This window comes from Sunxiuqinia indica (assembly GCF_009847015.1).
Taxonomy (GTDB): domain Bacteria; phylum Bacteroidota; class Bacteroidia; order Bacteroidales; family Prolixibacteraceae; genus Sunxiuqinia; species Sunxiuqinia indica.
Genome location: NZ_WVEM01000003.1, coordinates 255388 through 276766 on the forward strand (window position 1 = coordinate 255388; position 21379 = coordinate 276766).

Below are 21379 nucleotides of genomic sequence, written 5' to 3' on the forward strand. Positions count from 1 at the left end.
ATGTGTACCGCGCTGAAATGCAGTCTTATAAACTCCTTATTTAGAATGATGCTAAAGAGAGGCGGCTTAACAATCAGTTAAAGTTATGAATGTATATTTTATACGCGTATAGGTTGTGTTGTGTGGAAACGAAGATTAGTTTTTTTCCGGTTTGTTTGGGTTAATTGGTTCTTCAATCGTGATCATTGGTGAAGCTTCAACGTTCTCAATGTCAAGAAGACTGACCAATGTCTGCAGGTTGTCTTGTATCTGTTGTAGTTCGATGTTGGGCAATGTGGTTAGTTTCGATGTTAGGCGGTCGTGCATTAGTGGCGGAATTCTTTTTAATAGATCAGCGCCTTTTGAAGATAAAGCGATATTAACAACCCTTCGGTCTCCTTGTTTTGGAAGACGAACTAGATAGCTTTTGCTTTCAAGACGATCAATAATTCCACTTGTTGTGCTGGAGTTTAAATTCAGGAACTTGCGAATTTCACCTTGCGTTGATTGGTAGTTTTTTGAGGCATGCAAGTAACTAAGACATAGTATCTGAGGAATACTGACGCCATATTCTTTTTGGATCTTTTTCGATTCCAGATTGATTGACCGTACAATTTTACGGATGGTGATTAAAATTTCTGTAGGATCCATTTTTTTTGTTTCAACAGGAAGCAAAAATAAGCCAGTTTCACATCTTTTCAAAGGAAAAAATATATTCTCCTTACTTTTAAGCAACTGGGTTGGTGATCTTCTTGATATTATGCAAGCTCAACAAGTGTTGCTCCCTGATTTTTCATTTCTTCCCAGGCTCTGTCTTCATCACCCGGTTGTGCATGTACGCCTGCAACTGCGTTCTTTATTACTACGGTTTTGTATCCAAGCTTTAACGCATCCAAAACAGTTGTTTTTACACAATATTCAGTTGTTAAACCACAAATAAATAATTCACTAACCTGATTTTTTTTAAGGTAATTATCTAAGTTTAGGTTGGTTGCTTCAAAGGCGGAATAGCCATCATCACTATCCTTGGTTCCTTTTTGTACAACTTGTTCGATATTTGATTGATCCAGTTGTGCCGGAAAATCGGCTCCTTTGGTTTCTGCGACACAATGCACTGGCCATTTATCAAAATGAACGGTGTCCTTGGGGTGCCAATCTCTTGATGCGATCACCAATGAAAACTGGTTCATCAACTGATTAATGACAGGTATGATTTGATTTCCTTGTGGCGCCGGCAGTGCTCCTCCCGGAAGAAAGTCATTTTGAAGATCAACGATTAGTAGTGCTTTCATCTGTTCTGCAATTTTAATATATCAATATTATTTAGCTTGTTTAGCCGTTTGCTTAACAAGTATTCAATAAAATCTTCAAGCTCATTTATATGTAACTCGAATATCGTGATTTTCCTCTGTGGAAAGACTTTTCCATGCTTGTTTCATATTGCTGTATTTTATTGATATTCTAAAAAGGATCTTTTTTCAGGTATTTTCGGGCAAGGTCATTCCTTATAGATAATAGTTGTTCGCTGATTCCAACTTTATAAACATGTGGATTTAAAAATCGTTTATGCTCATCCGGAAGTTGCTTTAAACGGGACTGCGTATACAGAGCTAATTCTGAAGGCGTTTGTTGTGGTATTATTGTTTGGCCTCCTTTCATTACTTGATGTACAAGCGATTCTTTTCTACACGAATTTATTTGTTTTTGTTTTTCAGGCAGAGTGATGTGGTAAATTTTTTCATACTCAACTTCCGATTCCATTGAAATACCATCGGCACAAAACTGATTGTCGTCATCAATATATCGATGGATGGTTTTTATTCCTGGTAGAGTCATCTTCGAAATATTTTCTGACACTTTTATCGATGGCTTTTCATTAATCATGGATAGCTTAAAAACACCATCCAGAGCTGCATCATCTTTGCCGGTTGCCAGTGCGGTGCCCACTCCGTATATGTCAATGGGGGCTCCTTGCAATTCAAGACTTTGAATGATGTTCTCATCCAGTTGGTTTGAGGCAACAATCTTTACATGTTGCAAGCCTTCATCATCCAGCATCTTTCGGGCTTTTTTGCTCAGGAAAGTCAAGTCACCACTGTCGAGTCGAATTCCGGCTAATTCATGCCCTTTTTGTTTTAACTCATGCGCTATTTTCATAGCATTTGGGACGCCGCTTTTCAAGGTGTCGTATGTGTCAACCAGCAGCGTGCACGAATCGGGAAAAATTCTGGCGTAACTACGAAAAGCTTCCAACTCATTGTCAAAACTCTGTATCCATGAGTGGGCCATCGTTCCAGTACTTTCAATATTGAAATGATGGGCGCTGTATACGTTGGACGTTTTGTCGAAACCTCCGCTAATAGCTGCTTTGCTGGCGTTAATACCTCCCAGCCCTTGAGCGCGTCTTAGTCCAAATTCCATTAACGCTTTTTTGCCGGCGGCTAAGCGAATTCGACTTGCTTTTGTGGCGATCAACGATTCAAAATTCAGAATATTCAAGAGAAGGGTTTCAATTAACTGACATTCTAAAATGCTTCCCTCAACGCGAAGTGCCGGCTCATAAGGAAAAATAAGCTCACCTTCCTTTGCAGCGTACATGTCACCCTTGAAACGAAAGTCTCCCAAAAACTCAACAAACTTGCTGTTGAATCCAATCGACAAAAGATACTCACAATCCTTATCAGAATAGTTGAAATTTTCGATAATTGAAAGCACGGATGATAAACCGGAGAAGACAACATAGCTCCCGTTGAAAGGGCATTTGCGGAAGAAATAGTCAAAATTGGCCGGCTGTTTATGGAGTCCGCATAAAAAATAGCCTTGTGCCATTGTTAATTCATAATGGTCGGTGTAGAGCCCGGTGCTTTGTTGAAGTGGAAATATCATTGTCTAAATTTTGGCTAGCATGTTACAAATACCTTGCAAATTACCAACTAAATTTTGATAAAAGAGTTTTTGATTATCATTCAGTTGGTTGATTTGAGCAAAACACCGGATTTAGAATTCTCGAAGTGTGTATTTTTCACCTCAGTGGTAGATTTTTCAGCACACTTTTTTCTTGTTTTTTTTCGAAGATCAGGTTTTTTAATGGTTGTCTGTGTGGTTGATTATTAGCTTGTTTTGTTGTTTTGTTGCGGTTGAGCTTTGTTTTCGGCACTTGGTTTGCAAAAAGAAGGATAGTTACATTATTTATAATCAAAAAAAAACATTTCATGAAAGTTAATAAAGCACATGCATATTGGAAAGGGAATTTGAAAGATGGAAACGGTCGCATGCAATTCGAGAAAAGCGACACTGAATTTCCGTTTAGTTTTAAATCAAGATTTGAAGATGGAGTGGGTGCAAATCCTGAAATGTTGATTGGATCAGCTCATGCAGGTTGTTTTTCAATGGCTTTTTCGAATATTTTAGATGGTGAAGGTTTTGACCCGAAAGAAGTAAAAGCAGTTGCTAGTATCAAGTTAGATCAGGTTGATGGTGGTTTTAAAATAACAGAAAGCCACCTGGATGTAGAGGCAAAAATTCCGGATATTGACGACGATAAGTTTCAGGAACTTGCGACTAAGGCTAAAGAAAACTGCCCCGTTTCTCAAGCACTTTCGGCCATTAAGATAACGATGGATGCTAAATTGAAGAGTTAAAAAATTATCGTATAAAAAATAGCAGTGGAACAGGAAGTTTTTTTTCAGTTCCTTTATTTCAATAACAGACCTTTGAGACGAAAACGCCGTCTTTGGATTTCCAAAAACGGCGTTTTTTATTTTCCGATCGTAGTAAAACTAGCTACTGTGTTTGACATTTGCTAGAGCGGCTGCTATCCGGGCAATAGGAACACGATAAGGAGAGCAACTCACATAGTCTAAATTGACACTGTCGCAAAACTCGACAGAGCTCGGTTCTCCACCGTGTTCACCACAAATACCAACTTTCAATTTTGGTTTGGCTGAACGGCCCTTTTCAACCCCCATTTTCACCAATTGACCAACTCCATTTTGGTCGAGTACCTGGAATGGATCCTGTTGCAAAATACCATTTTCTAAATAAACTGGTAGAAATTTACCGGCATCGTCGCGTGAATATCCCAGTGTCATTTGGGTTAAGTCATTTGTTCCGAACGAAAAGAAATCAGCTTCTGCAGCAATATGGTCAGCAGTTAGTGCCGCTCGTGGAATTTCAATCATTGTTCCAACTAAATAGTCGATGCGATCGCCTTTTTCTTTAAATACTGACTCTGCAGTGGATCGGATGATTTTGGTCTGGTTTTTTAGCTCGGCAACTGTGCCCACCAAAGGAACCATGATCTCAGGACGTGCATCAACTCCTTTTGCTTTCAGGTTAAGTGCTGCTTCAATAATTGCTCGTGCCTGCATGGCTGTAATCTCAGGATAGGTAATACCTAATCGGCAACCGCGGTGTCCCAACATGGGGTTAAACTCTTCTAAATCTGAAATTTTGGACTTGACAGCATCAATTGAGATTCCCATTTCATCAGCAAGTTCTTTTTGAGTTGCTTGTTGGTGAGGTACAAATTCATGCAATGGTGGGTCCAATAACCGCACCGTAACTCCATAGCCTTCCATTGCTTCGAATATACCTTCAAAATCTTCTCGCTGGTAGGGGAGTAGTTTCGCGAGTGCTTTTTCTCGCCCTTCCAGAGTTGATGACAATATCATTTCGCGCATTGCTTTAATTCGATGACCCTCGAAGAACATGTGTTCTGTTCGGCAGAGTCCAATTCCCTGCGCTCCAAACTTGCGTGCAACCTTTGCATCATTTGGCGTATCAGCATTGGTGCGAACTGTCATTCGAGCAAACTGATCAGACAAGTCCATTATTTTGGCAAAGTCACCTCCAAGGTCAGGATTCTTTGTTTTTACTTTGCCTTCAAGAACTTGGCCGGTCGTACCATTCAGTGAAATCCAGTCGCCTTCCTTGATTTCTTTTCCGGCAACGGTCATTACTCTTGTTTTGTAGTTAATTTTAATGGCTCCTGCACCGGAAACGCAGCATTTACCCATGCCGCGTGCAACTACTGCGGCATGCGAGGTCATTCCTCCTCTGGCGGTTAAAATACCACGGGCAATATTCATTCCTTCTAAATCTTCGGGAGAAGTTTCAATTCGTACGAGAATTGAATTTTCGTATTTGTTAGCTTCGTCGGCAAAGAATACCACTTGACCTGTTGCAGCTCCGGGAGATGCTGGTAGCCCTTTGGCAACAATTTTTGCGCTCTCAAGTGCATCGGTATCAAAAATAGGGTGGAGTAATTCGTCCAGCTTGTTAGGTTCTATTCTTAATAACGCGGTTTTGTTATCAATCATACCTTGCTCCAGCATGTCAACAGCAATTTTAACCATCGCTGCTCCGGTTCGTTTTCCGTTTCGGGTTTGTAGAAGCCACAGCTTGCCGTCCTGGATGGTAAACTCCAAATCCTGCATATCCTTGTAGTGGTTTTCCAGTTTTTCCTGGGTTTCCATTAATTCTTTATAAATAGCAGGCATGGTTTCTTCCAGCGAAGGAAATTCGTCTTTACGCATTTCCTCACTAACTTCAGCTAGTTCGGCCCAGCGCTTACTGCCTTCCAGGGTAATCTGTTGCGGAGTTCGGGTGCCGGCAACAACATCTTCCCCTTGCGCATTAATCAGGTATTCGCCGTTGAAAATATCTTCGCCTGTTCCGGCATCGCGGGTAAAGGCAACTCCTGTTGCAGACGTGTCACCCATGTTTCCATAGACCATCGCTTGCACGTTTACTGCTGTTCCCCATTCAACCGGGATATTGTTGATCTTGCGATAATAGATAGCGCGTTCATTCATCCAGCTATCGAAAACAGCGGATATCGCTCCCCATAGTTGTTGCCATGGGTCGTCCGGGAAACTTTTCCCGGTTACTTTTAGTACAGCTTCTTTAAAGCGGGTAACCAGCACCTTTAAGTCGTCAGTTGTGAAGTCGGTATCCAACTCAATGCCTTTTTCTTCTTTCAGGCTTTCCATGATTTCCTCAAAAGGATCAATATCTTCCTTGCTTTCGGGTTTCAGACCTAAAACAACATCGCCATACATTTGTACAAAACGACGATACGAATCCCATGCAAAACGTTCGTTCCCTGATTTTTTTGCAATTCCCTGTACTGCTAAATCGTTCAATCCAAGATTTAAAACAGTATCCATCATACCGGGCATTGATACTCTAGCCCCGGAACGCACGGAAACAAGGCACGGATTATCTTTGTCTCCAAATTTTGTGTTGGTTAATTCTTCAATAAGGGCCACTGCTTTTTCAACTTCATCTTTTATGGATGAAACAGCAGCGTGGTGTCCCTGTTGCGTATAGAGGGTACAAACTTCGGTTGTAATCGTAAAACCAGGGGGGACTGGCACACCAATCAGGTTCATCTCTGCCAGGTTAGCTCCTTTACCTCCAAGGAGGTTTTTCATATCGGCTTTGCCTTCTGCTTTACCGTTACCGAACGTATAAACATACTTTGTCATAAAGCGTTTTTTGTAGATTAGTAATAAAAAATCAGTTTAAGTCTGTTCTTTTTAGAACGTTATAAAATTGAAAAAATGAATTCTAAAAAACCAATCAATTAGCGTGTTATATAGCCACTTTTAGTTAAGTGGTAACTTTCCGGCACCTTAAAGACTTCCTGAATGTTCGTTTAATATCGGGCTTGGCAGTTTCAAGGGCTATTTAAATACGAATATCAGAATCTGATAGTTCTTAACATTTATTAACGTTGTTTGAGTGTTCTTAACTATAATCTGACGTACATTTGTATTGTAAGATTTAGTAAAAAGACAATTAATTTTTTTCATAGAGATAGGTTTGGTTAAGTTATAATAGAAGGATGGTTCTAACCATCCTTCTATTATTTTGTTGAATTTGTAGCTTCCGACAAATTTTTTCAGAAAGAACATTTTTCACATTTATTAACGTTAGTTGAATGTTGTTAACTAGAATCTGACGTACATTTGTATTGTAAGATTTAGCAAAAAGACAAGTAATTTTTTTTCATAGATAGGTTTGGTTAAATTAGTTTAAAAGGATGGTTGCAACCATCCTTTTATTATTTTTACCAACTGTCAAAAATTCCATCCTTTTAAAATTCTTCCTGAAAACGCTTCTGCTTTTCATAATTTGGAAAGACAAAATGTCTGTATTTCTCTAACGAGTCGTTTTGGCTAACTTTTTGAAGAGCAGCGGGTAGAAATGAATAAAGGAGGAAACCATGAATTTTAACAACTTTACAATTAAATCGCAGGAGGCATTGCAGCATGCGTTTGAAATTGCGCAAGCGAATAATCAGCAGGCCGTTGAAAACGGTCATGTCTTGAAAGGCTTATTACATGCGGCTGAAAATGTAACCGGTTTTCTATTAAAAAAACTAGGAGTAAATACGGGCATTTTTCAACAAGCGCTGGAGCAAATCATCCAATCGTATCCTAAAGTTACCGGGGGAGAACAATACCTTTCGGGTAATACCAATAAAGCATTGCAGAAGTCAATTGATATCTCCAAAAAAATGGGAGATGATTTTGTCTCGGTTGAGCATGTGTTAATGTCCCTACTGGAGACTGGTGATACGATTTCTACTTTGCTAAAGGATAACGGAGTAGGGAAAAAAGAGCTAAACGCGGCCGTCGAAGAATTGCGTAAAGGAGCGAAAGTGCAAAGTCAGACAGCTGAAGACCAGTTTAACTCGTTGAACCGTTTTGCAGTTAACCTGAATGAGAGAGCCCGAAGCGGGAAACTTGATCCTGTCATTGGTCGCGATGATGAAATTCGCAGAATTTTGCAGATTCTCTCTCGTAGAACAAAAAATAACCCGGTTTTGATTGGTGAACCCGGAACAGGAAAAACGGCTATTGCCGAAGGTTTGGCTCATCGAATTGTGCGGGGAGATGTACCCGAAAACCTGAAGTCAAAGCAGCTGTTCTCGCTGGACATGGGAGCGCTTGTTGCCGGAGCCAAATACAAAGGTGAGTTTGAAGAGCGCCTGAAGGCGGTGGTCAATGAAGTGGTGAAATCGGATGGTGAAATTATCTTGTTTATTGACGAAATTCACACATTGGTGGGCGCAGGAAAGGGAGAAGGTGCTATGGATGCTGCCAATATTCTGAAGCCTGCGTTAGCCCGTGGCGAACTACGTTCGATTGGAGCCACCACATTAAATGAATATCAAAAGTACTTTGAAAAGGATAAAGCATTGGAACGTCGTTTTCAGATTGTGATGGTGAATGAGCCGGACGCGTTGAGTGCGATATCTATTTTACGTGGACTGAAAGAACGCTACGAAGGTCACCACAAGGTTCGCATTTTGGACAATGCAATTATTGCAGCGGTGGAGCTATCTCAGCGATATATTTCTGACCGATTCTTGCCCGACAAAGCTATTGATTTGATGGACGAGGCAGCTGCCAAGTTGCGTTTGGAGATGGATTCGGTGCCAGAGGAATTGGATGAAATCGAACGCCGTATGAAGCAGTTGGAGATCGAGCGGGAAGCCATTAAACGAGAAAAAGATGAAAGCAAGCTGGCTTTGCTTGGCGAAGAGATTGCCAACCTGAAAGAGGAGCAGTCGAGGTATCGTGCACAGTGGGAAATGGAAAAATCGTTGATTGACCAAATTCAGCAAAATAAAACCAACATAGAAAGCTTTAAGTTTGAGGCAGAACAAGCCGAGCGATCAGGAGATTATGGCAAAGTGGCTGAATTTCGGTATGGTAAAATCAAAGAAGCTGAAGAGCAAATCATCCGGTTGGAGCAAGAATTGCACGAAGTCCAGGGAGATTCTTTAATAAAAGAAGAAGTGGATGCTGAAGATATTGCAGACGTCGTTGCTCGCTGGACGGGAATTCCTGTTTCCAGAATGATGCAAAGTGAACGTGAAAAGTTACTTCACCTGGAGGATGAATTACACAACCGTGTTGTTGGTCAAAAAGAGGCCATTCATGCGGTGGCTGATGCGGTGCGCCGAAGCCGTGCGGGACTACAAGATGAAAAGAGACCGATCGGTTCGTTTATCTTTTTAGGCACAACAGGAGTTGGTAAAACCGAATTGGCGAAGGCATTGGCCGAGTACCTTTTTAATGATGAGAATATGGTTACCCGCATTGATATGTCGGAATATCAGGAAAAATTCTCGGTCACTCGGTTGATTGGGTCGCCTCCCGGATATATTGGGTACGATGAAGGCGGGCAGTTAAGTGAAGCGGTTCGCCGGAAGCCCTATTCGGTTGTCTTGTTTGATGAAATTGAAAAAGCACATCCGGATGTGTTTAATGTCTTGCTGCAAGTCCTGGATGATGGTCGGTTGACCGATAATAAAGGGCGAGTTGTTAATTTCAAAAACACCATTATTATCATGACTTCAAATCTTGGATCTCAAATTATACAGGAAGGTTTTGAACGAATGAAAGCAGGCAATAAGGGGGAGGTTTATGAAGAAACTCAGAAGGCCGTTTTCAATCTGTTGAGAAAAACGATTCGACCTGAGTTTCTGAATCGGATTGACGAAACAATCATGTTCACGCCATTGTCACGAGAAGACATCAAACAAATTGTTCGAATCCAGTTTAACCGAATTGTGAAACGAATGAGCAATCAGGATCTGAAGATTGAAATTAGTGATGAAGCAGTTGATTGGTTAGCTGCTATCGGATACGACCCCCAATATGGTGCTCGTCCTGTTAACCGGCTATTGCAAAAGCATGTATTGAATGAACTGTCGAAAAAGATACTTGCCGGAGATGTTAATCTTGATCAAACGATTCAGATTGTTCTTGAAGACGATGAATTAAAATTCGTAAGTAAATAAATGAAATGCACGTTGATGCAACACCCCTAAGAAACAACCGATTATAGTCAAGAGAAAGGGTGCGATAAGTACCCTTTTCTATTTTAGTGAATCCAAAACTTCCTGTAGTTCTTTTTCTGCATGTGCAACGACTGTATCAAACTCTTGAACGTATGCCGGGTAAGTATCAATATCGGCAAGCTTCTGAGTTTTTAACTGGAGTTCTTTCAGTTGGTGACCTAAATCGTCCATGCCAAAAGTCATAACCGATGATTTCGCTTTGTGTGCTAGTTCTCCTAATTCCTTGTATCGTTTATTTTTCAGATGCTCGTGCAATCCATCTTTAAACTCAGGAATTTGATCAAAAAACATGTTGATAAACTCCTTTAGAATTTCGTCTTCGCCACCTGTAATTTCTTTCAGGTAGTTTAGATCGGTATACTTTTGCTCAGCCATTCGTTTGTTGATAATGTTGATAAATTTTATCATTCAAAAGTAGTTAAAAAACTTTTATAATGCCAACGAGGAAGCGGATGGGATATTTTGAGTCTGGTCTATTTTATTGTGACGGATGCCCGTGTGCAAAATCAGCCAGACAGATGATTCTATTGAGAAACGTGATATTTTGAGAATTGAAAAAATTGTAAAATGGGTCAAAAATTCTGATATTATTCATGGAAAAAGATTCTTTTAACCATTACATTTGCTAGCTTAATTTAGAATTGATGAAGAAAACTTCCTTTAATCAGCTGCATAAAGATGCCGGAGGCAAAATGGTAGATTTTGTTGGTTTTGAAATGCCAGTCGAGTTTAGTGGTATAAAAGACGAACACCTTACGGTACGAAAAGGCGTTGGTGTTTTCGATGTTTCGCATATGGGCGAATTTTGGGTGAAAGGACCGAATGCTGCAAAATTAGTGCAAAAGCTTACAACCAACGATGTATCTAAATTGAGCAAGGGACAGGCACAATACACTTGTTTCCCGAATGGCAAAGGCGGTATTGTAGACGATTTGTTGGTCTATTATTACGAGCCTGAAAAATATATGCTGGTTGTAAATGCGTCGAATATAGAGAAGGATTGGAAATGGCTGGTTTCGCAAAATAGTGTTGGAGCCGAGCTTGAAAATGCGTCAGACGACATTAGTCAATTGGCAATACAAGGGCCAAAAGCTACCACAACACTGCAAAAGCTCACTAAAATAAATCTGAATGAAATACCATATTACACTTTTGTAACCGATCAGTTTGCAGGAGTTGATGACGTTATTATTTCAGCAACAGGCTACACCGGATCGGGTGGCTTTGAGTTGTATTTCAGAAATGAACATGCTGAAAAGATTTATAAAGCCATTTTTGAAGCGGGGCAAGAATTTGGCATTAAACCAATTGGTTTAGGAGCTCGCGATACCTTACGTCTGGAAATGGGCTTTTGTCTTTATGGAAACGATATTGATGATACAACGTCACCGATTGAGGCCGGACTTGGATGGATTACTAAGTTTAATGATAACAATGATTTCATTGACAAAGATTTGTTGTTGGTGCAAAAAAGCGAAGGCGTGACTCGTAAGCTGCGAGGATTTGAAATGATTGATCGCGGTATTCCTCGTCACGATTACGAATTGGCTGATAAGGATGGGCATGTTATCGGTAAAGTCACTTCAGGTACACAATCGCCGATGTTAAATAAAGGGATTGGAATGGGATATTTGGATAAAGAATATTCCGCATTTGGAACAGAAATCTATGTGAAAATTAGAAATAGACTATTGAAAGCAAAGGTAGTAAAAGTACCTTTTGTGAGTCTTCTTTAAGGGGGTTGACTTACAACTTTTCTAATCTGGAAAGCCTGCTGATATCAGCAGGCTTTTTTTGCTTATCACCGTAACCCGAAGGATTAATGTTCCATTATTCTGCGTGCTTAGTTGAGTGTTGAGCATACATTTGTTATTAACAGAACGAGATTCTGATTGGTCGAAAACAGGTTCAAAGACTCACTGAGAACAATTCATTTGAATACCGTCATTACAAAAGCTTAACAATTGTACAAATCGTACGAAATAATCGAAGTATTTCTGAATAGAGGCTTATCTTTGCTGCTCGAAAGTTTACCGACATTTATGAATAAGAAAAAACGTCAGTTGGAGGTTTGTTTATCACCGGCGATTTACGATAAACATGCCAACAACGAAAATATTGTGGTGGTAATTGATGTACTGCGGGCAACATCCACAATTTGCACAGCTTTTGCGAATGGAGTACGACAAATTATTCCGGTTGCTACGGTTGAAGAAGCGAGGCAAAAAAAGGAAGAAGGGTACACCGTTGCTTCCGAGCGCGATGGCTATGTGCTCGACTTTGCCGACTTCGGGAATTCGCCATTCAATTTTAGTGTAGATAAAGTTAAGGATAAAGACATTGTTTACTCAACCACAAATGGTACGCGTTGCATTCATATGGCCAGTCATTCCAAAGAGGTGCTTATTGGCTCGTTTCTTAACCTGTCGGCGCTTGCCGGGTATTTGATTGAACAAGATGCGCCGGTACTTCTTTTTTGTGCATCGTGGAAAGATCGTTTTAGCTTGGAAGATACGGTTTGTGCCGGCGCTTTGGCGGAACGTTTATTGGCTTCGGGCAACTATGATAGTATTTGCGATGCGGTGACGGCTTCTACGGATTTATGGTCGATCGCAAAAAACGATTTAAACCAATATAGTTTGAAGACAGCTCAAAAAGGACGTTTGGCCAGTAAAGGCCTTGATGACTGCATTGAGTTTTGCCATCAATTGGATTTTACTGATTTAATCCCTTATTATTCTGATGGCCGTTTGCTTTCGAAAACGAACGGAACAAATAAAAAGTAGTCAACTTTTTGATGATTTCTATCACGAAGACAGCCTGTTGTAAATTAATGTTTTATAACTTGCGCCTGTTTTCATTTGACTGATATTTCTCACAGATAAAAAAGGTAATTTTCAGTTAATTTGAATGAACAACACATATAACATAGAAATAATTTTAACCCTTAAAAAATTATACCAACATGAAGAAGCATAATTTTTCAGCTGGACCTTCAATTTTACCACAATTTACGATTGAGAAAACGGCTGAAGCCATTAAAGATTTTGCAGGCACTGGTCTTTCTGTGATGGAAGTATCGCATCGCGGAAAAGAATTTGTCGCTGTTATGGAAGAAACACAAGCGTTGTTTCGCGAACTACTGAATATTCCTGATAATTATTCTGTGTTATTCCTTGGCGGAGGTGCTTCCTTGCAATTCTGCATGGTACCGTACAACCTGATGAAAACTAAAGCTGCCTACCTAAATACAGGTTCGTGGTCGTCAAAAGCAATCAAAGAAGGAAAATTCTTTGGAGAGGTTGTTGAAGTTGCTTCATCGAAAGACACCGTTTACAATTACATTCCAAAAGGATATGAAATTCCGGCTGATGCCGATTATTTCCACTATACATCGAACAACACCATTTACGGAACTCAAATTCGTAAAGATTTTGACCTGGATATTCCGGTTGTTTGCGATATGTCTTCTGATATTTTTTCTCGTCAGATCGATGTTTCCAAATATGGAATTATATACGGTGGAGCGCAGAAAAATCTGGCTCCGGCAGGATTAGCTTTTGTAATTGTTCGAAACGACATTTTAGGAAAAGTAGATCGTCCGATTCCAACCATGTTGAATTACCAAACACATATTGATGGTGGTTCCATGTTTAATACACCACCTGTAACGCCAATTTATGCGGCCCTGCAAACCCTCAAGTGGTTGAAAGAAAAAGGTGGAGTTGCTGCAATGGAGAAAATCAACGAGGAAAAAGCAGCTTTGCTTTATGACGAAATTGATCGCAATCCAGTATTCAAAGGAACCGTATTGAATAAAGAAGATCGTTCGTTGATGAATGTTTGCTTTATTATGAATGACGGTTACCAGGAATTGGAAAAAGACTTCCTTGAATTTGCTACCGCAAAAGGAATGTCGGCCATCAAAGGTCATCGATCTGTAGGTGGTTTCCGTGCATCAATTTACAATGCCATGCCTAAAGAGAGCATTCAGGCATTGATCGATTGCATGCAGGAGTTCGAAAAAACACATGTAAAATAAGTTCTTTTATATAGAAAGGTGGATTGATTTCCACCTTTTGTTTTTTTGAAGTCATTAAAGCATGAGGAACGGCTAAAGTAACTGCTGAGTTACTTCGATTTGGCTTGCAATGACATTTTATTTTAACCTTAAAAATTGAATAAAATGACAAACGTATTAATTGCAACCGAGAAACCGTTTGCGCCGGCTGCGGTTGCTCAAATGAGTGAAATTTTCGAGAAGACGGGCTACCAGGTTCAACTCCTTGAAAAGTATCAGCAAAAACAAGATTTGCTTGAAGCAGTCAAAACTACTCATGCTTTAATTGTTCGCAGTGATAAAGTTGACCGGGAAGTGCTTGACGCCGCAGAAAAGCTTCAATTAATTGTTCGGGCAGGAGCAGGCTACGATAATGTTGATTCTGCTTACGCCAAAGAAAAGGATGTTTGTGTGATGAACACGCCCGGGCAAAACTCCAATGCCGTTGCTGAACTAGCGATTGGGTTAGCCATTTATGGCTTGCGTAATTTTTTCGATGGAACTTCAGGTGGAGAATTACGCGGACGAACCCTTGGGTTACATGGATATGGATATGTTGCCCGCAACGTACACCGAATTGCCCGTGGGTTTGGTATGGATGTAAAAGTGTTTACCCGATTCAGTAAGGCTCAGGCCTCTTCCGAAGGGTTGGAGGTTACTAAATCGCTTGAAGAGCTTTATGCGGTTTCTGATGTCATTTCGATTCATGTGCCGGCCCGTGGAGAACACATCAAGTCGGTAAGCATGCCAGTTTTAAAGCATCTCAAGAAAAATGCCTTAATCGTAAATACGGCTCGTAAAGAAGTAATTCATGAGGAAGATCTTTGTGAATTTATGACTAAACGAAAAGATGTGAAATACTTGTCGGATATTGCTCCTGACTGTGTGGATCATTTTCAAAGTGAATTCAGCGGGCGATATTTTTTCAGCCCTAAAAAGATTGGTGCACAAACATCAGAAGCAAATGTAAATGCAGGAGTTGCAGCTGCAGAACAAATTGTTGGGTTTTTCGAAAACAATGATCGAACCTTTCAGGTCAACAAGTAGCAACAAACTATTTCAAAATCGGAATAAAAAAACAGACTTTTACACTCATTTTGTGTGTATTTGAAATATCAATTGTATTTTCGTTACAATTTGATATCCGTCAAGATAAACTCGAAAATTTGAAAAAATGGCTACGATAAAACCGTTTAAAGGACTAAGACCACCTCGGGAGATTGCTGCAGATTTAGCATGTTTGCCTTATGATGTGATGAACTCGGAAGAGGCAACACGCATGGCAGAGGGCAAGGAGAACTCGCTGTTGCACATCACCCGTGCCGAAATTGACTGCCCTGAAGGAACCGATGTTCACTCGGAAGAAGTATATAATAAGTCGGTTGAAAATTTTAAGAAATTTCAGGACAAAGGTTGGCTAAAACAAGATGAAAACGACAAGTACTATATTTATGCGCAAACCATGGACGGGCGCACGCAATATGGAATTGTTGGTGCTGCTGCCTGCAATGACTATCACGATGGAGTGATTAAGAAACATGAGCTCACCCGACCGGATAAAGAGGAAGATCGCATGATTTTGACGCGTTATTTAAATGCGAATATTGAACCGGTATTTTTTTCATACAAAGCCGTGCCTGAAATTGATAAGATTGTAGCTTCGATCGTGAAAAATAAAGAGCCGGATTACAGTTTTGTTGCCGAAGATGGCTTTGGACATCAGTTTTGGACAATCAACGAGAATGGTGTAAATCAACAAATTGAGGAGTTGTTTGCGACTAAGGTAGCTGCGACTTATGTTGCTGATGGACATCATCGAACCGCTGCTGCTGCCCGCATTGGCTTGGAAAAGAAGGCTCAAAATCCAAATCATACAGGAGATGAGTCGTACAATTATTTTATGGCTGTTCATTTTCCTGATGACCAACTGGCGATTATTGACTATAACCGGGTTGTTAAAGACTTAAATGGCCTCAGCGAAGAACAACTTGTTGACAAATTAAGTGCGGGCTTTGAAATTGAGAAAATAGGTTCGGAAATATACAAGCCAACTACGCTGCACGAAATGAGCATGTACCTCGCCGGCGATTGGTATAAACTGACAGCCAAAGAAGGAACTTATGATGATAATGATCCAATCGGAGTGCTGGATGTAACGATTTTGTCGAGTCAAGTGTTGGAGCCAATTTTTGATATTCAGGATCTGCGGACTTCAAAACGAATTGATTTTGTTGGCGGAATTCGCGGACTGGAAGAGCTTAAGAAACGGGTGGATTGTGGCGAGATGAAAGTTGCCTTTGCGCTTTATCCGGTTTCAATGCAACAGTTGATTGACATTGCAGATAGTGGAAACATCATGCCGCCAAAAACGACCTGGTTCGAACCAAAATTACGCTCCGGGTTGGTCATTCATAAATTGGACTAAGGATATTTGCCACTCAATATTGTAATCCCGGTCAGTAGTTTTGACTGGGATTTTTTATGCTTTTTCGTCACGTTTTAAGGTGTATTCGAAGCTTTTTATTTTGTGTTGTGTAATACTTTTTTACTGAAATTTTCAAACAGATTTTTCCTTAACTTGGAAATCGACGGAACTAGTAATGTGATTTTTCTCTTTGATCATTAGACTTGGAAAGGTCTATTCAAATTTGTTGTTTATGAGATCCGGATATGTGCGTTCGATTAGTAAGGTCATCGTTGGATCCTTGCTTGGGGGGATAATTTTAATGCTGTTAATGATTTTTAGGGAATTTGTCCTGAAAGTTAGTTCTGTCTCTTGGGATGGTATTTTGCTTATTCTTTGCCTCGGTGGAATAACCGGAGGTCTGATTGGCTATTTGTTAGACAGAAATACGAAAAAGACAACTGCACTTAAAGAAAGTGAAAAAAAATACCAAACGCTGATTAATCAATCTCTGGATGGAATTTATATCGAAGATGAGCGTGGAAATATTTTGGAATGTAATACCCAGGGGCATAGGATGTTTGGCTACACAAAGGAGGAAATGCTGAAGTTGTCGCTTCGGGATCTGGTTTCCTCTGAATTCAGAGACCTTATTCCAGACCTTATTCCGGATGAAATGGCTACAGAAGATGTTTATTTGGAGCGAGAGAATGTCAAAAAGGATGGGACCGTTTTCCCAACTGAAATAAATACCAAATTTATCACTCTTGATGGAGAGCGGCGTTTAATCGCTTATGTGAAAGATAATACCGAAAAGAAAAAGATTGAGGAAGCTTTAAAGAAAAGCGAAGCCAAATTGAGGGATTTGAACATCGCAAAAGATAAAATTCTCTCTATTATTGCACACGATCTTAAAAACCAATTTAATGCTATTTTGGGTTATTGCGATTTGATCCAGGAAGATGGGGAACAATTGGAACGTAGAACATTGCTTCAATATGCTGCGGAAGTAAATTTAACTGCAAATGAAACTTATAGTTTGCTCGAAAATTTGTTGGATTGGGCGATGATGCAAAAAGAAATGGCATCATTTAATCCTGTTCATATTCAGCTAAGTAAGTTGGTAAATCAAGTTATTGATACCCTGAGTGGAACAGCACATATTAAAAAGATAAAATTGACCGGGCAGGTGGGAGAAGAGCTTGCCGTGTATGCTGATCAGAACATGTTGCGAACAGTAATTCGCAATCTTACAGCGAATGCGATCAAATTTACTCCAAGAAACGGACGTATTGAGCTATGTGCATTACCAGAGAAAGATAATCAATCGATAGTTATTGAAATAAAGGATAATGGCATTGGAATAACTCAGGAAAAACTGGACAGGTTATTCAGTATGCAAAGTCACGAATCAACCTTCGGCACCGATAATGAAAAAGGAAGTGGTTTAGGATTGATTGTGTGCAAAGAATTTATCGAAAGACACGATGGAAAGATATGGGCGAAAAGTGAAAAGGGCGAAGGCTCCTCATTCTTTGTTGAGTTGCCCCGGGCTAATTAACCTGAAATTGCGATCAGTAAAATGATGTGTTGTTAATTCGATAGATTTCTATGAGTTTGGATTGATCAGAAAACAGTTGACTACCATCGTTTCTAAACCTTTGTTACCTCAGGAATCAGATTGAAATACTGTGTTTTACTTTAAAGCTTATTCCAAACTTAGTCAATTAGGAGATTGAATTAGACTAAATAAAACAAACAAAGCCGACTCAAAAATTTTGAGCCGGCTTTGTTTGATATTCTAGATTTGTAAATCTTTCTAGTATTCACCCCAATGTTTGATGGTGATGTCTTCCAGTGTTTGATTGCAGAAGGCATGAATAAATGCACTTGCCACGCGAGCATTGGTAATTAGTGGTACGTTGTAGTCGATCGAATTACGACGTATTTTGTAACCGTTGCTCAGTTCTCGTTTCGAGTAATTCTTCGGAATATTAACGACAAGGTCAATTTTCTTTTCACGAAGATATTCAACGGTATTCGGGTGTTGATCCTCTTCGTCCGGCCAGTGCAGCATGGTCGATTCTACTTTATTTTCACGTAGGAAGCGATGGGTTCCCTCTGTTGCAAAAACATTGTACCCTTTTTTCACCAACAAGCGCGCGCTGTTCAGCATTTCCAGTTTCGAGCGCGCAGGTCCTGATGATATCAAGACGTTCTTCTTTGGGAAATTATATCCAACCGAAAGCATTGATTTTAAAATGGCTTCGTAGAAATTCTCACCAATACATGCTACCTCTCCGGTCGACGACATGTCAACTCCCAAAACGGGATCGGCATTCAGCAAACGCGCAAACGAAAATTGTGGCGCTTTCACCCCAACGTAATCAAGTTCAAATAATGATTTGTCTGGTGTCTGATATGGAACTCCCAGCATGACTTGTGTTGCAAGTTCAATCAGGTTAAACTTCATAACCTTCGATACGAATGGGAAACTCCGTGAAGCACGAAGGTTACATTCGATTACTTTAATGTCGTTGTCTTTTGCCAGGAATTGCATGTTAAAAGGACCTGAGATTTCAAGCGCTTTCGCAATCTCCCTTGAAATCTTCTTGATGCGGCGAATGGTTTCCACATACAATTTCTGTGGAGGGAAAACGATGGTTGCATCTCCGGAGTGAACACCGGCAAACTCCACGTGCTCCGAAATAGCATAAGCTACCATCTCTCCTTTGTCAGCAACAGCGTCAATTTCAATTTCCTTGGCCAGCTCGATAAATTCTGAAACAACGACCGGATGCTCTTTTGAAACGTCAGCAGCTAGTTGCAAGAAATGCTCCAGTTGTTCCTCGTTTGAAACAACATTCATTGCAGCTCCGGAGAGTACGTATGAAGGGCGAATGAGTAGCGGATACCCGACTTCTTCAACAAATTTGTAAATATCATCAATGCTCGTTAGTTCGTTCCATCTTGGCTGGTCAACACCTAGCTCATCCAACAGCGAACTGAACTTTTTACGGTCCTCTGCATTGTCAATTTTTTGTGCCGAAGTACCCAGAATTGGAACGTTTTGCCCGGCCAGTTTCATTGCCAGGTTGTTTGGTATTTGTCCGCCTACCGAAAGAATAACTCCTTTCGGGTTTTCCAGGTCGATCACATCCATCACACGTTCGAAGGTTAACTCGTCAAAAAACAGGCGATCGCAGGTGTCATAATCTGTACTTACTGTTTCCGGATTGTAGTTGATCATGATCGAACGGTAACCTTCTTTGCGAATGGTGCTAATGGCATTTACCGAACACCAGTCGAACTCAACAGAACTACCAATGCGGTAAGCTCCGGAGCCAAGTACAATGACTGATTTATTATCTTTGGGGAACTCAATATCGTGCTCAGTTCCATTGTAGGTCATGTACAGGTAGTTGGTTTGCGCAGGATATTCACCGGCCAGCGTGTCAATTTGTTTGACAACCGGCTTGATATTTCTTGCTTTCCGGTGTTCGCGAACCTCCACCAATTTCGCATTCATCTCGTTGTTTGGAGCTTCTAAAACCAAACGTGCTATTTGAAAATCTGAAAACCCTGCTTTCTTAGCAGAGAGCAACAATTCGTCGCTTAGCTCTTTTAAGCTTTTTGGTTCTTTAAGTTCTTCTTTTAACAGGTGTATTTTATACAGTTTCTGCAAAAACCAACGGTCAATTTTTGTCTTCTGGTAGATATCTTCAATCGAGTATCCTTTTGCAAACGCAGCTGCAATCGCGAATATCCGACGGTCGGTCGGACGTGTCAGTTCCTCGTCAATTGCTTCTATTGTAATTTCTTCGTTGTTCGCAACAAACCCATGCATGCCGATTCCAACCATCCGAATTCCTTTCTGAATGGCTTCCTCAAAGCTTCGTCCAATAGCCATGATCTCGCCAACCGATTTCATCGAGCTACCGATTTGTTTTGAAACACCACTAAACTTGGTCAAATCCCAACGCGGTATTTTACAAACCACATAATCCAGTGCAGGTTCAAAGCAGGCGGTTGTAACTTTGGTAACAGAGTTACTTAGTTCGTGCAAGCCGTAACCCAGTCCCAACTTTGCTGCAACAAATGCCAGTGGATATCCGGTGGCTTTCGATGCCAATGCAGATGAACGAGACAAACGGGCATTGACTTCAATGACGCGGTAATCCTCGGAGAATGGATCGAGCGCGAACTGAACATTACATTCTCCAATGACACCAATGTGGCGAATAATTTTGATTGAGATTGCACGTAGCTTGTGATACTCTCGATTCGACATGGTTTGTGATGGAGCAACGACAATGCTTTCCCCGGTGTGAATTCCCAGCGGGTCAAAGTTTTCCATGTTACAAACGGTAATACAGTTGTCGTATTGGTCGCGAACAACCTCATATTCTACTTCTTTCCATCCTTTTAATGATTCTTCAACCAGGATTTGTGGAGAGTAAGAAAATGCGCTTGATGCGAGTTCCTTCAGCTCTTGATCATTTTTGCAAAAACCACTTCCAAGTCCTCCAAGCGTATAGGCAGCCCGAATGATGATTGGATAACCCAATTTCCTGGCGGCTTCCATGGTTTCAGTCATATTGACGCAAGCCAAGCTTCGTGGTGTTTTTACTTCAATCTCACCAAGCTTGCCCGCAAAAATCTGGCGATCTTCCGTATCAATAATCGACTGAACCGGAGTTCCAACAACTTCCAGGTTGTATTTTTCAAGAATTCCATTCCGAAATAAATCAACACCACAGTTTAGTGCAGTTTGACCACCAAAGGCCAGAAGAATACCATCAGGATTTTCTTTCTTAATTACTTGCTCAACAAAGAAAGCGGTTACCGGTAGAAAATATATTTTGTCAGCAATTTCCTGCGATGTTTGAATGGTCGCAATATTCGGGTTGATCAGTACTGTTTCAACACCTTCTTCTTTTAGGGCTTTCAGTGCTTGTGATCCGGAATAGTCAAACTCGCCGGCTTCACCAATTTTCAATGCTCCTGACCCAAGGACGATTGCTTTTTTTATTCTTTTATTTATCTGGTTACTCAT

Annotated in this window: 14 protein-coding genes; 8 read left to right on the forward strand and 6 right to left on the reverse strand. The window is 40.5% G+C overall.

Going from position 1 to position 21379, the window contains the following annotated elements; all coding sequences use genetic code 11:
- Positions 1-135: 135 nt before the first annotated feature.
- From GR929_RS06345 to GR929_RS06355, 3 genes are all read right to left on the reverse strand, one after another.
- A complete protein-coding gene (locus tag GR929_RS06345) occupies positions 136-630 on the reverse strand; it encodes a MarR family winged helix-turn-helix transcriptional regulator (RefSeq protein ID WP_159518100.1) in 495 nt (164 codons plus the stop codon).
- A 107-nt stretch (positions 631-737) separates the two neighbouring features.
- Positions 738-1271: a nicotinamidase gene (locus GR929_RS06350; RefSeq protein WP_159518101.1), complete on the reverse strand. Its 534-nt coding sequence runs from the start codon at positions 1269-1271 to the stop codon at positions 738-740.
- Between the two features lie 169 nt (positions 1272-1440).
- Entirely contained in the window at positions 1441-2865 is a 1425-nt protein-coding gene (locus tag GR929_RS06355) for a nicotinate phosphoribosyltransferase (RefSeq protein ID WP_159518102.1), read from the reverse strand.
- A gap of 326 nt (positions 2866-3191) precedes the next feature.
- Between GR929_RS06355 and GR929_RS06360 the strand changes: the two genes are divergently transcribed.
- Complete coding sequence (locus tag GR929_RS06360; RefSeq protein ID WP_159518103.1) at positions 3192-3620, forward strand: OsmC family protein; 429 nt, start codon at positions 3192-3194, stop codon at positions 3618-3620.
- A 138-nt stretch (positions 3621-3758) separates the two neighbouring features.
- On the opposite strand, the gene ppdK is transcribed toward GR929_RS06360, so the two are convergent.
- Positions 3759-6470 (reverse strand): pyruvate, phosphate dikinase, encoded by a 2712-nt coding sequence (gene ppdK, locus GR929_RS06365; RefSeq protein WP_159518104.1) that lies wholly within the window; start codon positions 6468-6470, stop codon positions 3759-3761.
- 740 nt (positions 6471-7210) lie between these two features.
- Between ppdK and clpB the strand changes: the two genes are divergently transcribed.
- On the forward strand, positions 7211-9799 hold the full coding sequence (gene clpB / locus GR929_RS06370; protein ID WP_159518105.1) for an ATP-dependent chaperone ClpB: 2589 nt from the start codon (positions 7211-7213) through the stop codon (positions 9797-9799).
- 78 nt (positions 9800-9877) lie between these two features.
- On the opposite strand, the gene GR929_RS06375 is transcribed toward clpB, so the two are convergent.
- The gene (locus tag GR929_RS06375) at positions 9878-10267 is read right to left on the reverse strand and encodes an Hpt domain-containing protein (RefSeq protein WP_159518106.1); all 390 of its coding nucleotides are present in this window, start codon (positions 10265-10267) and stop codon (positions 9878-9880) included.
- 236 nt (positions 10268-10503) lie between these two features.
- Between GR929_RS06375 and gcvT the strand changes: the two genes are divergently transcribed.
- The 6 genes from gcvT to GR929_RS06405 all read left to right on the forward strand — a co-directional run bounded on the left by gcvT (position 10504) and on the right by GR929_RS06405 (position 17884).
- Positions 10504-11595, forward strand: coding sequence for a glycine cleavage system aminomethyltransferase GcvT (gcvT, locus tag GR929_RS06380; RefSeq protein WP_159518107.1), 1092 nt, complete (start codon positions 10504-10506; stop codon positions 11593-11595).
- Positions 11596-11901: 306 nt separating this feature from the next.
- Positions 11902-12645 carry a 2-phosphosulfolactate phosphatase gene (locus GR929_RS06385; RefSeq protein ID WP_159518108.1) on the forward strand — a complete coding sequence of 248 codons (744 nt, stop codon included), beginning with the start codon at positions 11902-11904 and terminating at the stop codon, positions 12643-12645.
- A gap of 179 nt (positions 12646-12824) precedes the next feature.
- Positions 12825-13901 (forward strand): 3-phosphoserine/phosphohydroxythreonine transaminase, encoded by a 1077-nt coding sequence (serC, locus tag GR929_RS06390; RefSeq protein ID WP_159518109.1) that lies wholly within the window; start codon positions 12825-12827, stop codon positions 13899-13901.
- Positions 13902-14045: 144 nt separating this feature from the next.
- A complete protein-coding gene (locus GR929_RS06395) occupies positions 14046-14966 on the forward strand; it encodes an NAD(P)-dependent oxidoreductase (protein WP_159518110.1) in 921 nt (306 codons plus the stop codon).
- Positions 14967-15093: 127 nt separating this feature from the next.
- Positions 15094-16344, forward strand: coding sequence for a DUF1015 domain-containing protein (locus GR929_RS06400; RefSeq protein ID WP_159518111.1), 1251 nt, complete (start codon positions 15094-15096; stop codon positions 16342-16344).
- A 232-nt stretch (positions 16345-16576) separates the two neighbouring features.
- Positions 16577-17884, forward strand: a complete 1308-nt coding sequence (locus GR929_RS06405; protein ID WP_159518112.1) for a PAS domain-containing sensor histidine kinase — start codon at positions 16577-16579, stop codon at positions 17882-17884.
- Positions 17885-18142: 258 nt separating this feature from the next.
- On the opposite strand, the gene carB is transcribed toward GR929_RS06405, so the two are convergent.
- Complete coding sequence (gene carB, locus GR929_RS06410; RefSeq protein ID WP_235934108.1) at positions 18143-21379, reverse strand: carbamoyl-phosphate synthase (glutamine-hydrolyzing) large subunit; 3237 nt, start codon at positions 21377-21379, stop codon at positions 18143-18145.